A 12,997-nucleotide genomic window follows, 5' to 3' on the forward strand; every position below is an offset into this window, starting at 1 on the left:
GCCTGCCTCCGGGGATGCGTCCGCATCGAGAGCGCCATGGTCAGGCCCCCGTAACCGGCCGGGGCTGCCGGGTCCGGCGCGACACGGTTCGGATGTGCTGGACGGTGAGGCTGGCGACGGTGACGCCGAGGACGGTGAGGCTCAGGCCCCATCCGGACAGGTACGAGTGCAACCAGGTCACAAGAGACCTCCGTGTAGACGAGAAGGTGGAACGACACGGCGGGGGGGCCGGAGCCTGGGCGAGGGGGCGTCGATGTGGACGGCGGTGAACGTGTCGCGGCGGCACCAGAAGTAGTTCTCGCTGTCCAGGGACGAGGCGAGCAGGCTCACGCCCCAGATGCAGCCGTCGGTGTCGATGAACCCCTGGTACTGGACGAAGATCTCCTCGCCGCGAACCCCGTAGATCTCGTAGAGGGCGGTCTTGCCGTCCTTGTGCGGAGCCCGGCAGGTGCCGATGGCCTTCCACGTCTTGGAGGAGGCGGCCCAGCCCTGCTCGCGGGGCGCTCCGACGGGTTCGATTTTCATGCGGCCCACTCCCATCCGCCGCGCTGGATCGCGTGGATGAGTTGCTGGGCGGCCAGTGCGGTGGCGGCGGAGCGCGCACGGACGGCTCGCAGTGCTTCGGGGGGCAGCAGGGGCGGCGGCCCTGCCTGTGGCTTGCCGGCGTTCAGCCAGCGCGTGTAGCAGGAGGCGCATCAGCCGCGCCGCTTCGCGCGTATCGGGCGCCAGCGGTCACAGCCGGTGCACAGGTCGAGCGGAGCGTTCGCCCGCTCTCGCCGTGACGCCTCCAGCCGGTACCGGGCGTGCGCCGCCGCGCACGCGTCGTCGACCGGCTCTCCGTGCCGCTTGTGGAAGATCGCGGCGGCGTGGGTGCCGCAGGGCTTGGTCCGCAGAGGCATTACCGGGTCCTCCTTGCGCAGGTGAGGTGTTGGAGGCGGGCCCCCGCCACCGCCCGGTCGGCCGCGTATGCGGCGGCGACGAGGGCGGCGGCGAGGGGCCAGACGGGCAGGCTGATCACGGGGTGGGCTCCCCGGCGAGGTCGCGGATGGTCGGGCACGGGTGCGGCGTCTCGCACTCGACGCAGAGCAGGTCGCCGGGCTCGCATTCGCATTGCTCGGCGGCGCACACGCCTCCGCACTGCTCGGAGTGCCGGGCGCGGACGCGATTCACCTGCGAGGCGAGGTGGCCTCGCTCGGCGCGGAGCTGGTCGACCTGCTCGACGAGCCGGGCCATCTCGGTGTTCTGCTCGACGGCCTGGGTGAGGAGGGTGTCTCGCTCCGACCGCAGCGCGGCCACCTCAGCCTGGGCGGTGCGTGCGGCGCCCTGCGCGTAGAAGAGAGACGCCGCGAGGTTGGCTTCCCAGTTACATGCGCGAGTGTGCGCGGCACGAAGCCCCTCGATCTCAAGGGCCGTTTGATCGCGTTCGGCTATGGCTGCGCGTAGCGTCTCGCGGTGTCCCTCCGGGCAGTCACGCTCGTCGAGGCGGAGGTAGTTGAGGTCGTCCCATGCGCGGCGGAGCCGGACGATCTCGGCGTAGGCCATGGCCCGCCACGCGTCCGCGTCGGCGCCGGCCTCCCGGAGCTGCTTGACCTCGGCCAGCAGTGCTGGCATGTCCTTGGGGCCGGGCGTGTCCCACTCGCAGGTGTGATCGCCTTTTTGCTGGACGTCGCGGTGCACGCCGATGTGGCGTGGGCTTCGGTCGCAGGTGTGGGTGTGCGTCAAACACGGCACCCCGCACCGTCGGCGCTCGGCGCTCATCGGTTCAGCCACGGTCGCCACCGCCCTCGGGGCCAGGGCAGTCGATGCCGCACCGGACCAGCAGGCCACCAGCGAAGACGACCTCATCGCCGGAGCCGACGACGTACTCGTGGGCCTGCCGAATCGATTCGAAGTGAATGACTCCGTCGTCGTCCTCGTCGACCTGGTAGCCGCAGCCCAGGCAGGTCAACGTGATGCAGGGTGCGGTGACGGGCTCGACTGCCACGGTCCCCCCGGCGGCGGCTACGCGGCTCGCCTCTTCGCGGGCCTGCTGTTCGGTGTAGTGACGCTCGTTGGCGGACTCGTCGTTCTCGCCTGGGCGGCGGATGATCCAGCACTGGTCAGCCACGGCTGCCACCGCCCTGGGCGTGCGACTCCTCGAGCGCGACGACCATGTCCTCCGGCGACACCGGCACCCACGGCCCGGGAACCGCTGGCACCGGCACCTGGCGCGACATCAACTGCGCGGACGCATCGAGCCGGCGTCTGGTGTTCCGCAGCACGCTCTGCGCCTCATGCCAATCCCGGCACTCGTCCACGTGATGCCGCCCGAACGTCCGCGACCACGACATGACGCCGTACTCCGTGACCGTCTCGGCGGGCTCGACCAGGGCGAGGAGATCCTGCACCGACTGCTCGAGGCGGGCAACGATCTGGGGCGTCTGCGCGAAGGATGCGTCGTTCCGGACCTGGTCCAGTTCGGCGAGAGCCTGGCGCGCCAGCACCACCGGCGTCGGCTCCGTCGAGGGCTTGGTGATCGTGACGGTCATGAGGTGGCTCCGTTCAGCGCGCGGGCGACGGCGAGCGCCTGGTCGCGCTGGGTCGCCTTGCAGAAGGCCCATGTCTCGGCGACGTGGCCCAGCCAGGCGGCGAGCGGCTCGGCGAGCGCGGGGTTGGCGAGCGCGACCCACTTGCCGTCGCCATAGCTCGTCCACCGGGTGCCGACGGCGATTGAGAGGCTCAGCGTCGGATCGTCCACCGAGCCGCCCACGCCAGGGATCCGGGACACGGTCCACGGGCCTGGCGTGGCCTTGCTGGCGGTCTCGCGCAGGCTCTTCGCGGCGGCGCGCAGTGCCTCGGCGGGGGCGGTCATCGCGTGAACACCTCCGCCCCCTTCTCGGACGCGGTCGCGCAGGGCCAACGGGACGTGGTCCCCTCGTCCCAGCACACGGCGCACAGCCACATCTGCGGGCTGCCCAGGGCTTCAAACACGGGGACGTGGAAGCGGGCGGGCAGCGCGGCCTTGTGTTCCAACGTCATCTCGGCGAGGTCCTCGTATCCGGGAGCGTCCGGGGCCTCGACGATCTGGGCCCGGGCCGCGCACTCCTCGTGCTCAACGGGCTTGCCGTCGGCGGTCCGCGAGCGGCAGGTTCCGCATGCGTTCTTCGCGGCGAATCGCGACTCGGTCATGCCGCACCGCCCTTGACGTCCAGGTAGGCGAAGACCTCGACGCGGACGCCGTCGAGCGCCGAGCTCACGGTGACCTCGGTGTAGGTGTCGCGGTCGGTCTCGACAACCGGGGCGTTGAGGTACTCCGCCCAGGCCTGGACGGCGGCACGGGTCGCGTCGTCGCGGCTGGCGTACGCCTGCCCGGTCAGCTTCCCGCCGGGATAGGAAGGGATGGTCCAGTACAGGCGGGGAAGGGCGGTGGCGGCGACCAGGGTGCCGAGGACGCGCACGGCGTCCTGCTGGGTCGGGGCACTCATGCCGCACGGGGGCGCGGCGAGGCGCTCGGGGGGCTTCACCGGCCCGCTCCCCCACGCAGGTCGGTCAGCCGGTCGTAGCCGGTGTGGATCTCGCCCGTGAACTCGTTCTGCCAGGCCCAGCGGACGCGACGCTCGTCGAGCCACTGCCCGAGCTGGGCGATGAGTGAGGCGTGGAGGTCACCGCAACCGCGGCCCTGCTCGTCTCGGTAGCCGTACGCCGTGTCGAAGTTGACCTGCAGCCACGACGGCGGCGAGTCGTGCTCGTCGTCGCAGCCAGGGTCGCAGTACCACTCACACGCTTCGCTGCTGGCGCGGAAGGGGCCATCGGGCCGGTAGGTGATGTTCAGCAGCGCACAGAGTCCCTGCCCGAGGTGGTTGCCGATCTGCCACGGGTTGCCGGGCTGGGGCGTTCCTTCGCCGTTCCGCCATGTCTTGACCTGCTCGTTGCGGAAGCGGGTCGCCTCGGTCGCGCCGATGAGCTGGTTGCACTTCACCCACACGTCCCGGTACGAGACCTTGTCCTGGACCAGAATCTTGGTGTTCAGCGTCATGGTCAGCACCGCCCGCACTGCGTGCCCTGGGCGTTGACCGTGCCGTGGGTGACGCACACCCACGTGGTCTCCAGGACGATCGCGCCAGCGGCCACGACGGGCTCCGCGGTCCGGGTTCGGTAGTCTCGGTTCACGTTCCGACTCCTTGGTCTTCAGCTGAGTGGTGGTCGGGATGAGGCGTCGGTCGGGTGCACCCCCGGCCGGCGCCACTTGCTATGCGGCGGGGGTCTGTTCCTCGTCGGGCACGAGCAGATACGGGCGGTGGCGGGTGACCATCCGTTCGATCTGGTGCTCCGGCATGCGGTCGCCCTCGCCGTCCTCCCAGGCCGCCTCGAAGCACTCATCGGGGGTCCTGCAGATCCGGGGTTTCAGGTCGGTGTTCATGCGGATCTCCGAAGCGGGCGGATGCCGACGACCTCGAAGAAGTCGTCGAAGCGGTGTTCGGGGAATGAGGCGAGTACGCCTGCGATGAACTGGGCGTTGACTTCGCGCAGCCCGCGGCGGACTCGGCTGATGTACGCCTCGGACTGGCCGAACGCGTCCGCCTGCTGCGCCTGCGTGGTGATCTCTGCGAGCGCGCAGTACTTGTCGTACTGGTTGCGTCGGAGGTGGATCACTGGCTCTATTTGCTGCACAGCACGCACGTTAGCGTGCTTGCCTCGCGGCACGCAAGACTCATCTTTGATGCGCTTCGGTGGTGCCTGCTGTTACCACCCTGGATGCATACGGGCCGCTCAGTTGCAAGTTCCCTGGCCACGGCATGCTTTGACCTGCTGGTTGCCGTGCGGCAAGCACGTGACTTAGCTTGCTTAACCGGATACAGTTCTTGCCCGTGGGCACCAAAGAGGACATACCGTTCGGTACGTGGCTGCGCCGTGAGATGCGCGAGCGCGGCTACGACATCGAAGGGCCGCGCGCAGGAGGCAAGACGCGCCTAGCGAACGAGACCGGCATCAGCCTCTCGATCATCTCCCGCATCCTCAGCGACAACCGGGTCCCCGAGATCAAGGCACTCCGGGCGCTCGGCGCCGCACTCGGCTACACGCTCGGCGAAATGATGATCCACGCCGGGGTCGCAGCTCCCGAGGAGATCGCATCGCGAGTACACGTCGGCCCAGTCCGTGCGGGGGCACGCGTCCCCGCCCCGCAGGTCCAAGTCCCGGCGGAAGTCGGCCTTGAGGACCTGGCCGAATGGGAGCAGTACATCTGGCGCGCCCCGGTCACGGTCGCGGAGCGAGAGCTCGCGATCCTGATGATCCGCCTCAGTCGCGGCGATATTGACACGGACGCGCTGCTCGACCTGTCGCATGCGATCAACGAAGCGTTGGCGAAGAAGGTGGGCGAGCGGCGCGGCCCCTCCCGTGCGGGGTAACTCTCCACCACCGAGGCGCCCGGTTCCGCAAGCATCTGCCCGAGAATGGTATGTAACAAGCATGTAACGGTCTGTTGAATCGCCACCAAACGGCAGCCGTAACGCGTCTCATTGACACGGGGACTTGGCACACAACCGCACAGATCGATCAGAGACGATCACGGCTGAGGTGTGCCCATGACGAAGATCGACGGCGAGTACATTCTACTGGGAATCCGGCGTGACACCCTTACCTCCGGAGTCCCCGTCGACTACATCAACGCCCTCCAGCACGGCACCGACGTCAGCCTCTCCATCGGCGGGATCCTCGTCGACCTCACACACGCCGGCACAGAAACACCGGTCAGGCCCGAACGCATAGCTCAGAGCTGGATCGAGCTCCGCGCCGCGATCCGCGCCATCGACAGCACCGGGCACAGCGGGCTCCACTCCGCTCTCCCGCCAGAGATCGCCCTCGCCGTCTGGATGCGCGGCAGCGACCAGATCTGCGCCTACCGGCCCGGCGCCGGCGCTGGGTTCCTCCGCCGCTCCCGCACTCGCCTGGGCCGCCGCCTCGCGGCACTGTCCCCAGTGCCGTTCCTCACCGGGCTAGGACAGTTCACCGGCACTGGAGTCACCGCCATCGGGGTAGCTGTCGCTCCGGCATTGCCAGCCGTCGCCGATCCCGGCTACCTGCAGCCCTCTGCCACACAGAACATCGCCACGGACCACATCCAGGCGGACACCTTCCCGCCGTCCGGGTCGCCGCTCCTCCCTCACGGGCACCGGCTTCTTCTGCCCAAGCCCACGGTCCGCATACCTCAGGCCCAGCCCACTGCTGCCCCCGACGTCGCACCGTCCCCGAGCCCGCCGCCCACCCCGCCACGGACGCAACCGTCGGCAGCGGAAGCCCCAGTCACTGATTCCCCCACCCCCACATCGTCCACGACCGTCGAATTGACGCCGTCTCCCACGGCGTCACTCGATGTGCCGGCGCTGACCGCGGCGCCAACACCATCCCGCACCCAGCGGCGCCCTCACCTCAGCCGACCGTGGCCACGTCACACCCACCACCCGCTACGCCACCACCACTGACTCTCCTCAATCCGACTCTTCGATCAGGCGGACCTTGACGCGCGCCGGATCGAAACCCGGCCCCTTGCGCAGCGCTGGCAGCACCGTGACGTCGAACAGGTCCTTGACCGTGGAGCGGCGTACATCCAACGGCTCGTTGTCCCACTGTTCCCGGGTGACTCCCGCCATCCGGGTCAACCTCCGCTGGCGGGCCGTCGCCTGCTGCTGGCCGCGCAACCGCTCGATCTTGGTGTCGAACGACCCCAGCGAACGAGCGATCATCCCCACGTCGATCTCCGGATAATCCGCGAGGTTCTCCAGCTGGGCCTTGGCCTCCGCCCTACGTCGCTCCAACGCCACGATCTCATCGGCGAGACGGGGATCGCTTTGCGTGGCGACCAGCCGCTTAATGAAGTCCCGATCGTTCAAGACGCGGACGACCCGACCCGACACGTAGGCGTCCAGGTGAGCTCCAGCGCAGCTCACCTTCTTCGCACAGTGGGGGTTGGTACAGCCGTACACCTTCGCTCGTCGTTGCTTCTTGCCGCCCTGGTTCCTTGTGACGAGGGGCCCCGTGCAGGTTCCACAACGGGCGATCCAGGACAGGAGGTATCTGATTCCGTGGTCTTGGACCGGGGTGCTGTTCTTGCGGTCCTTGAGGATCCCGCGGATCAGGTGCCACTCCTCGACCTCGATGATCGGATCCCAGACAGCCTCGTACAAGTCCCCGTTGCGTTCGATGAGACCTGCGATCCGCGGCCGTGTGATCATGTGCGGGAAGGTCAGCGGAGTCCAAGGATTCCCCTCGGTGGTGGTCGACACCGTGTTCGCCCATCGGATCACCGAATAGTTACTTTGCCCGGCCAGGAGCCGCTGACCGCCTTCCGCGATCACCTCGGTCTCGGAGGGGCGCGGCGTGATGTTGTCGCGTTCGAAACCGAACGCCCGCGTTCCACCGGTGCGGGGCAGGCCTCGCTCTGCGCGAGCCTGGAGCCCGCGCTTCACCCGCCGCGAGGTGTCATCGGATGACCGGCAGAAGCCGGCGGCTTCGATCCGCAGAATGTAGCGGTCATCAGAGTTGTCCAGATCGCGGGTGCCTGCGATCGACGCCAGCCGGACTCCCTTGGAGTCCGCGATATTGATCAGCTGTTCAAGGTCGTACGGCTGACGGATCAGACGGTCTCCGTGCCAGATGATGACCGAGTCGATCTCATCGGCCTTGATGGCGGCGAGCAGCGCATCCCAGCCGGGCCGCTTGCGATTGCGCTGCCAGGCCGACCGGTTGTTGTCCTTGAAGACGTGCAATTCAGAGATCGGCCAGGCGAGGCGCTCGGCGAGCTGCCGGCAGTCGCTCTCCTGCCGGTCGACCTTCTCTTCGGTGCCGTCCTCGGCGTAGCTGAGGCGGCAGTACATGCCAGCTCGTTGCGGGTTCCTGGCCATGCCGCGTAGAGTACTACTTGAGTCTTACCTGAGCCCGGTCAGGTACAGAACGGCTTCGCGCAGCGTCTTGGACGGGATGGTGCCGGTGTTGATGCAGACACCGCCCATCATGTCGCGGCGGTCGACGATGGCGACCCGCCGGCCGAGCTTGGCGGCGGCGATGGCCGCGCGCTGCCCGCCGGGTCCCGACCCGAGCACGAGGAGATCGAAGTCGTTCACGGCACACAGTCTGCCGGGACGCGACCGATCCCATAAGCCCCAAACGGCGACGAATCTCGACCGGCGCGCGTCCCGGCGGCGCCCCCTGAACACCCTGATCCGCGCGGACGGCGCGGGCGCGGGGCAGGTCCGGCGACCCGATCACCGACGGGTGGCGCGCACCCGGCGGGGGTAGGCAGGGGGCATGGAGATGCTGGGCATCGACATCGGCGGGTCGGGCATCAAGGGCGCCCCGGTGGACCTCTCGGACGGCGGGTTCCGCGCGGACCGGCTGCGCATCGAGACCCCGCACCCGTCCAGGCCGGAACCGGTCGCGAAGGTGCTGGGCCGCATCGTGGCGCACTTCGGCTGGACCGGCCCGGTCGGCGTCACCTACCCGGGCGTGGTGATCGGCGGCCGGACGATGACGGCCGCCAACGTGTCCAAGGAGTGGATCGGGCTGGACGCCCGGAGGCTCTTCGCCGAGGCGACCGGGCGGCCGGTGACCGTGCTGAACGACGCCGACGCCGCCGGTCTCGCCGAGATGCGGCTCGGCGCGGGCAAGGGGCACGGCGGCACCGTGGTGCTGCTGACGCTCGGCACCGGGATCGGCAGCGCGCTGTTCACCGACGGCGTGCTGGTGCCCAACACCGAGTTCGGGCACCTGAGGCTGCACGGCAAGGACGCCGAGTCGCGGGCGTCGGCCAAGGCCCGCGAGGACCACGATCTGAGCTGGGAGAAGTGGGCCAGGCGGCTCAGCGACTACCTGATCCATCTGGAGGCGCTGATCTCGCCCTCGCTGATCATCCTCGGCGGCGGGGTGAGCAAGAAGTCCGAGCACTTCGTCCCGCTCATCCACCACGTCCGCGCCCCGATCGTCCCGGCGGCCATGGTCAACAACGCCGGCATCGTCGGCGCCGCGATGGCCGCCGCCGGCACCACGCCGTGACGCCGTCCCGCGAGACCGGACCGCCCCAGGGCACGCCCCCGCCCCGCGACACCGGGCCGTCGCCCGGCGCCGGGCCGATCCGGGACCCGGCGGAGATCGTCAGGAGGGCCCGCGCGGTCCTGGAGGCCCACTGGGACGAGCGGCGCGGCCACACCTACCCCAACACCGCGGTCTTCCCGCACCAGTGGATGTGGGACTCCTGCTTCGCCGCGATCTGCTGGCACCACTTCGGCGAGCACGCGCGGGCGCGGCGCGAGCTGGCGGGGGTGCTGTCCGCGCAGTTCGCGGACGGGTTCGTCCCGCACATGCGGTACGCCGAGCCCAACCGCGACCGGGGGCCGCTCGACCACTGCTCCTCGTACACGCAACCGCCCGTGTACGCGCACGCCGCCCGGGTGCTCGCGACCGCGGGCATGCTCCCGGACGGGCTCACCGCCCGCATCGGCGCGTCCCTCGAGTGGCTGTGGCGCCACCGCCGCACCCCGGATGGCCTGATCTACCTCGTCCACCCCTGGGAGTCCGGGACGGACGACTCGCCGCGCTGGGACGCCTGGGTGGCCGCCTTCCTCGGCAGGACGGGCGGCCCCGGCGGCACGCTGCGCTGGAACCGGCCCGACTGGACCGTCTTCGACTGGCATCTCGTGGACGCGACCGGCTTCGCTCCGAACGGCGCCGCGACGCGTTCCACGGCCTTCGAGTGCGCCTCCGCCGGTTACAACGTCCTGTACGCGCACGCCGCCGCCGAACTGGGCGCGCTCACCGGCGACCGGGCCTGGACCGAGCGCGCCGCGCGGCACGCCGCGACGATCGACGAGCGCCTGTGGGACGACGAGCAGGGCCTCTGGGCGGACGAGCCGATCACCGGTGGGGAGATCAGCGGCGGGGCGGGAACGGGCCGGGTCCCGACCCTCGACGGTGTGCTCGGGGCGCTGACCACCCGGGACCCCGTCAAGGCGGAGCGGGCGCTCGACCAACTCCTGGATCCGGAGCGGTTCGCCGCGCCCTGCGGCCTGGCGTACGTGGCCCGGGACCATCCGGCCTACGACCCGGACGGCTACTGGCGCGGGACCGCGTGGATGCAGATGAACTACCTCGCGGTGCTCGCCGCCGACCGCTGGGGCCGTGCGGACGTGCGCGCGGCGGTGACGGCCATGTCGCGCGCCGCCGTGGGCCCCTCGGGGTTCGCCGAGCACTGGAATCCCGAGACCGGTCGGGGGCACGGGGCCGTCCCGCTGACCTGGTCGGCGCTGGTCGTCGCGCTCGCGCCCTGAGCACGCCGGCGCCGCCCGCCCCGGACGGTCGGCACGGGCGGCGCCGGGACGGCCGTCAGGGGTCCATCAGCTCGGCGCCGCGGGCGGCGAACGTCTCCATGGCCTTGGCGGTGACCGGGCCGGGCGCGACCGGCAGGACGGTGCCGTCGACGGCGCGGATCGGCTGGACGTTGCGGGTCGTGGAGGTCAGGAACGCCTCCTCGACCCGGTAGAGGTCCTCCAGCGGGAGGTCCTCCTCCTCGCCGCCGCACCATTCCAGCACCAGCCCCCGGGTCACGCCCGCCAGGCAGCCCGACGACAGCGGCGGGGTGACCAGCCGCCCGCCCCGGACCACGAAGACGTTGGTGCCGGTGCCCTCGCACAGGTTCCCGGCCAGGTTGCCGAAGACCGCCTCGCCGCCGCCGCGCTCCTTGGCGTACTTGAGCGCGAGCGCGTTCTCGGCGTAGGAGGTGGTCTTGAGTCCGGTCAAGGCGCCGCGCTCGTTGCGCGGCCACGGCACGACCGTGACGTCCGCGGTCTCCGGGAAGGAACGCTGCTCGGCGACGATGATCGAAGCCGTCGGCCCGGCGGTCCCCCGGTCCGAGCCGAGCGGGCCGGGCCCGCTGGTGTAGGTGATGCGGACGCGGGCCAGCGGCCACCTGGGCGCCGCCGCCAGCACCTCCAGCGTGCCGTGGGCGAGCGCGTCCTGGTCGGGCTCGGGCAGGCCGAGGCCCGCCGCCGAACGGGCCAGCCGCCGCAGGTGCCGGGTGAGCGCGAACGGCTCCCCGTGGGTGGCCTTCACCGTCTCGAAGATCCCGTCGCCGACGAGGACGCCGTGATCGAAGACCGACACCCGCGCCTGCTCGGGGTCGAGCAGGTCCCCGTTCAGCCAAATCTTGCCCTGCCCCGCCGTCACCGGAAGCCACCTCCATACGGCGGGCCGCCTTCGGCCCGCTCACAGTCCGCTGTCCAGACCACACTACGGGCCGTGCGGGGCCCGTCCCGGCTCATCGGGCCGGGTCGGCGGCGCGGTCTCGCGGCAGGCCCCCGCGGCGGGCCTCCGGGACGGCCGCCGAGGTCAGGGCAGCAGGCAGCCGAACGAGTCGGCGAGGCCGGCCAGGCCGGCGTCGGTCACGGTCAGCGCCCGCCGGGTGCTCCCCCGCTCGAACCAGCCCAGCTCGATCATCCTCGCGATCAGCGCGGCGCCGAGCGCCCCGTTCAGGTGGGGCCTGCGCTCGGTCCAGTCGAGGCAGTGCCCGGCCAACCCGCGGCGGGCCCGGCGCAGCTCGGGCACGTCGATGCCGATCCCCGCCAGCCGTTCCTCGCCCTTGCGGGTCACCGCGCACGCCTCGGGGCCGGGCTCGATCATGCCGCCGTCACAGAGCGCGGCGTACAGGGCGACGCCCGCCTCACCCGCCAGGTGGTCGTAGCAGGTGCGGGCCAGGTGCAGCCGCCGCGCGTCGCGGGACTGGCGCAGGCTGCGCACCTCCACCGGGGGGCTCATCCTGGACAGCGCCTCGATCAGCCGCGCGACCTCGGTGCCGCTGAGCCGGTAGTAGCGGTGGCGGCCCTGCTTGACCACCGTGACCATCCCGCCGTCGAGCAGCCTGGCCAGGTGCGCGCTGGCGGTCTGGGCGCTCACCCCGGCGATGCGGGCCAGTTCCCCGGCGGCGAGCGGCCGGTCGTCCATCAGCGCGGTCAGCATGGCCGCCCGCGCCCGGTCGGCCAGCAGCGCCGCGACCGGCGCGATGTCGGAGCCGATGGCGTGTTCTGCGGACATGTTCCGACATTAGGCGAGCCTTGCTTCGATCCGTGACGAAACGTGCCCTTGGCGAAACCCGGTTTGGGGAACGGGCCTGGACGCGCTAATGTTTTCCCCGTCGCCGCAAGGGGCCGCAAGGCACCGGGCAGCGCAAGCGGAAGTGGCTCAGTGGTAGAGCATCACCTTGCCAAGGTGAGGGTCGCGGGTTCAAATCCCGTCTTCCGCTCTGAGAGGTCCGGAGGGCCTCGCTCTGGTGGAGTGGCCGAGAGGCGAGGCAACGGCCTGCAAAGCCGTGTACACGGGTTCAAATCCCGTCTCCACCTCGATGCGTCGGCAGACGCGCGGGCGATTAGCTCAGTGGGAGAGCGCTACCTTGACACGGTAGAGGTCACTGGTTCAATCCCAGTATCGCCCACCATCTCCCCAGTTCAGAAGCCTCGTTCCGACACACTGGAACGAGGCTTCCCTCGTTTCCGGGCGGGCGTCCCGCTTCCGGACGTGGCGGGCGGGGCTCCGTGCGTGAGCCGCACTCGCCTGGGTAGCGCTACCACTGCGAACGTCGCGAATCGGGCATCGGCGCAGGTCGCCGGCCCGGATCCCGGAATCTCGCCGAGGGGGCGGTCATGCCGCGGGCATGGAGCGACAAGAGGGAACGCCAGTACGAGGACATCAAGGACTCGCAGAAGAAGCGGGGCGCCGGCGAACGGCGCGCCGAGGAGATCGCCGCGCGGACCGTCAACAAGAACCGCGCGCGGACGGGCGAGGCACGGCGGGCGAGCAGGATCTCGACGGAGACCGAATCGCCGCAGAAGCGGGGCGGCCGACGTTCGGGCCGCGGCCTGGGCCCCGGCGGGCGGACCAAGGAACAGCTCTACGCCGAGGCCAAGCGCCGCAACATCCAGGGACGGTCCCAGATGAACAAGCGGGAATTGGAAAAGGTGCTCAGCCGCTAGGACGA

General features: G+C 70.5%; 22 protein-coding genes and 3 tRNA genes. 8 read left to right on the forward strand and 17 right to left on the reverse strand.

All coding sequences use genetic code 11. The features are described from left to right. Window positions 1-40 precede the first annotated feature (40 nt). From OHA34_RS08050 to OHA34_RS08110, 13 genes are all read right to left on the reverse strand, one after another. On the reverse strand, window positions 41-181 hold the full coding sequence (locus OHA34_RS08050) for a hypothetical protein (protein WP_329521219.1): 141 nt from the start codon (window positions 179-181) through the stop codon (window positions 41-43). Then, the gene (locus OHA34_RS08055; RefSeq protein ID WP_329521220.1) at window positions 178-525 is read right to left on the reverse strand and encodes a hypothetical protein; all 348 of its coding nucleotides are present in this window, start codon (window positions 523-525) and stop codon (window positions 178-180) included. Before OHA34_RS08055 ends, OHA34_RS08050 begins: the two co-directional genes overlap by 4 nt. A 170-nt stretch (window positions 526-695) precedes the next feature. Further along, on the reverse strand, window positions 696-899 hold the full coding sequence (locus tag OHA34_RS08060) for a hypothetical protein (RefSeq protein ID WP_329521221.1): 204 nt from the start codon (window positions 897-899) through the stop codon (window positions 696-698). A gap of 115 nt (window positions 900-1,014) precedes the next feature. After that, the gene (locus OHA34_RS08065; RefSeq protein ID WP_329521222.1) at window positions 1,015-1,722 is read right to left on the reverse strand and encodes a hypothetical protein; all 708 of its coding nucleotides are present in this window, start codon (window positions 1,720-1,722) and stop codon (window positions 1,015-1,017) included. Window positions 1,723-1,762: 40 nt separating this feature from the next. Beyond that, window positions 1,763-2,107, reverse strand: a complete 345-nt coding sequence (locus OHA34_RS08070) for a hypothetical protein (RefSeq protein WP_329521223.1) — start codon at window positions 2,105-2,107, stop codon at window positions 1,763-1,765. Next, on the reverse strand, window positions 2,100-2,528 hold the full coding sequence (locus tag OHA34_RS08075; protein ID WP_329521224.1) for a hypothetical protein: 429 nt from the start codon (window positions 2,526-2,528) through the stop codon (window positions 2,100-2,102). Before OHA34_RS08075 ends, OHA34_RS08070 begins: the two co-directional genes overlap by 8 nt. Next, on the reverse strand, window positions 2,525-2,851 hold the full coding sequence (locus OHA34_RS08080) for a hypothetical protein (RefSeq protein WP_329521225.1): 327 nt from the start codon (window positions 2,849-2,851) through the stop codon (window positions 2,525-2,527). Before OHA34_RS08080 ends, OHA34_RS08075 begins: the two co-directional genes overlap by 4 nt. Continuing rightward, window positions 2,848-3,168 carry a hypothetical protein gene (locus tag OHA34_RS08085; RefSeq protein ID WP_329521226.1) on the reverse strand — a complete coding sequence of 107 codons (321 nt, stop codon included), beginning with the start codon at window positions 3,166-3,168 and terminating at the stop codon, window positions 2,848-2,850. The genes OHA34_RS08080 and OHA34_RS08085 overlap by 4 nt, the downstream gene beginning before the upstream one ends. Next, entirely contained in the window at window positions 3,165-3,503 is a 339-nt protein-coding gene (locus OHA34_RS08090) for a hypothetical protein (RefSeq protein ID WP_329521227.1), read from the reverse strand. Before OHA34_RS08090 ends, OHA34_RS08085 begins: the two co-directional genes overlap by 4 nt. Then, on the reverse strand, window positions 3,500-4,015 hold the full coding sequence (locus OHA34_RS08095) for a hypothetical protein (protein ID WP_329521228.1): 516 nt from the start codon (window positions 4,013-4,015) through the stop codon (window positions 3,500-3,502). Before OHA34_RS08095 ends, OHA34_RS08090 begins: the two co-directional genes overlap by 4 nt. Window positions 4,016-4,017: 2 nt before the next feature. Beyond that, window positions 4,018-4,149, reverse strand: coding sequence for a hypothetical protein (locus OHA34_RS08100; protein ID WP_329521229.1), 132 nt, complete (start codon window positions 4,147-4,149; stop codon window positions 4,018-4,020). Between the two features lie 79 nt (window positions 4,150-4,228). Further along, window positions 4,229-4,399, reverse strand: coding sequence for a hypothetical protein (locus OHA34_RS08105; RefSeq protein ID WP_329521230.1), 171 nt, complete (start codon window positions 4,397-4,399; stop codon window positions 4,229-4,231). Further along, entirely contained in the window at window positions 4,396-4,650 is a 255-nt protein-coding gene (locus OHA34_RS08110; RefSeq protein WP_329521231.1) for a hypothetical protein, read from the reverse strand. Before OHA34_RS08110 ends, OHA34_RS08105 begins: the two co-directional genes overlap by 4 nt. 197 nt (window positions 4,651-4,847) lie before the next feature. Between OHA34_RS08110 and OHA34_RS08115 the strand changes: the two genes are divergently transcribed. Then, complete coding sequence (locus OHA34_RS08115; protein ID WP_329521232.1) at window positions 4,848-5,387, forward strand: helix-turn-helix domain-containing protein; 540 nt, start codon at window positions 4,848-4,850, stop codon at window positions 5,385-5,387. Between the two features lie 177 nt (window positions 5,388-5,564). After that, window positions 5,565-6,461, forward strand: a complete 897-nt coding sequence (locus OHA34_RS08120; RefSeq protein WP_329521233.1) for a hypothetical protein — start codon at window positions 5,565-5,567, stop codon at window positions 6,459-6,461. 6 nt (window positions 6,462-6,467) lie between these two features. Here OHA34_RS08120 and OHA34_RS08125 read toward each other — a convergent pair whose 3' ends face one another. Together OHA34_RS08125 and OHA34_RS08130 are read right to left on the reverse strand one after the other, a co-directional pair. Further along, on the reverse strand, window positions 6,468-7,880 hold the full coding sequence (locus OHA34_RS08125) for a recombinase family protein (protein ID WP_329521234.1): 1,413 nt from the start codon (window positions 7,878-7,880) through the stop codon (window positions 6,468-6,470). A gap of 24 nt (window positions 7,881-7,904) precedes the next feature. Further along, window positions 7,905-8,099, reverse strand: coding sequence for an FAD-dependent oxidoreductase (locus OHA34_RS08130; protein WP_443029627.1), 195 nt, complete (start codon window positions 8,097-8,099; stop codon window positions 7,905-7,907). A 184-nt stretch (window positions 8,100-8,283) separates the two neighbouring features. Here OHA34_RS08130 and ppgK point away from each other — a divergent pair, with 184 nt between their 5' ends. Together ppgK and OHA34_RS08140 are read left to right on the forward strand one after the other, a co-directional pair. Continuing rightward, the gene (gene ppgK, locus OHA34_RS08135; RefSeq protein WP_285940359.1) at window positions 8,284-9,027 is read left to right on the forward strand and encodes a polyphosphate--glucose phosphotransferase; all 744 of its coding nucleotides are present in this window, start codon (window positions 8,284-8,286) and stop codon (window positions 9,025-9,027) included. Next, complete coding sequence (locus OHA34_RS08140; RefSeq protein ID WP_285940361.1) at window positions 9,024-10,298, forward strand: MGH1-like glycoside hydrolase domain-containing protein; 1,275 nt, start codon at window positions 9,024-9,026, stop codon at window positions 10,296-10,298. Before ppgK ends, OHA34_RS08140 begins: the two co-directional genes overlap by 4 nt. Before the next feature lie 55 nt (window positions 10,299-10,353). On the opposite strand, the gene OHA34_RS08145 is transcribed toward OHA34_RS08140, so the two are convergent. After that, entirely contained in the window at window positions 10,354-11,193 is an 840-nt protein-coding gene (locus tag OHA34_RS08145) for an aminotransferase class IV (protein WP_285940362.1), read from the reverse strand. Window positions 11,194-11,355: 162 nt separating this feature from the next. Next, entirely contained in the window at window positions 11,356-12,057 is a 702-nt protein-coding gene (locus OHA34_RS08150; RefSeq protein WP_329521235.1) for a helix-turn-helix domain-containing protein, read from the reverse strand. A gap of 136 nt (window positions 12,058-12,193) precedes the next feature. Between OHA34_RS08150 and OHA34_RS08155 the strand changes: the two genes are divergently transcribed. From OHA34_RS08155 to OHA34_RS08170, 4 genes are all read left to right on the forward strand, one after another. Continuing rightward, window positions 12,194-12,265, forward strand: a tRNA-Gly gene (locus OHA34_RS08155). 26 nt (window positions 12,266-12,291) lie between these two features. Next, window positions 12,292-12,362 (forward strand) — tRNA-Cys (locus tag OHA34_RS08160). A gap of 20 nt (window positions 12,363-12,382) precedes the next feature. Continuing rightward, window positions 12,383-12,457 (forward strand) — tRNA-Val (locus OHA34_RS08165). Window positions 12,458-12,662: 205 nt separating this feature from the next. Beyond that, the gene (locus OHA34_RS08170; RefSeq protein ID WP_285940366.1) at window positions 12,663-12,992 is read left to right on the forward strand and encodes a hypothetical protein; all 330 of its coding nucleotides are present in this window, start codon (window positions 12,663-12,665) and stop codon (window positions 12,990-12,992) included. Window positions 12,993-12,997: the final 5 nt, after the last annotated feature.

This window comes from Spirillospora sp. NBC_01491 (assembly GCF_036227065.1).
GTDB lineage: Bacteria > Actinomycetota > Actinomycetes > Streptosporangiales > Streptosporangiaceae > Spirillospora > Spirillospora xylanilytica.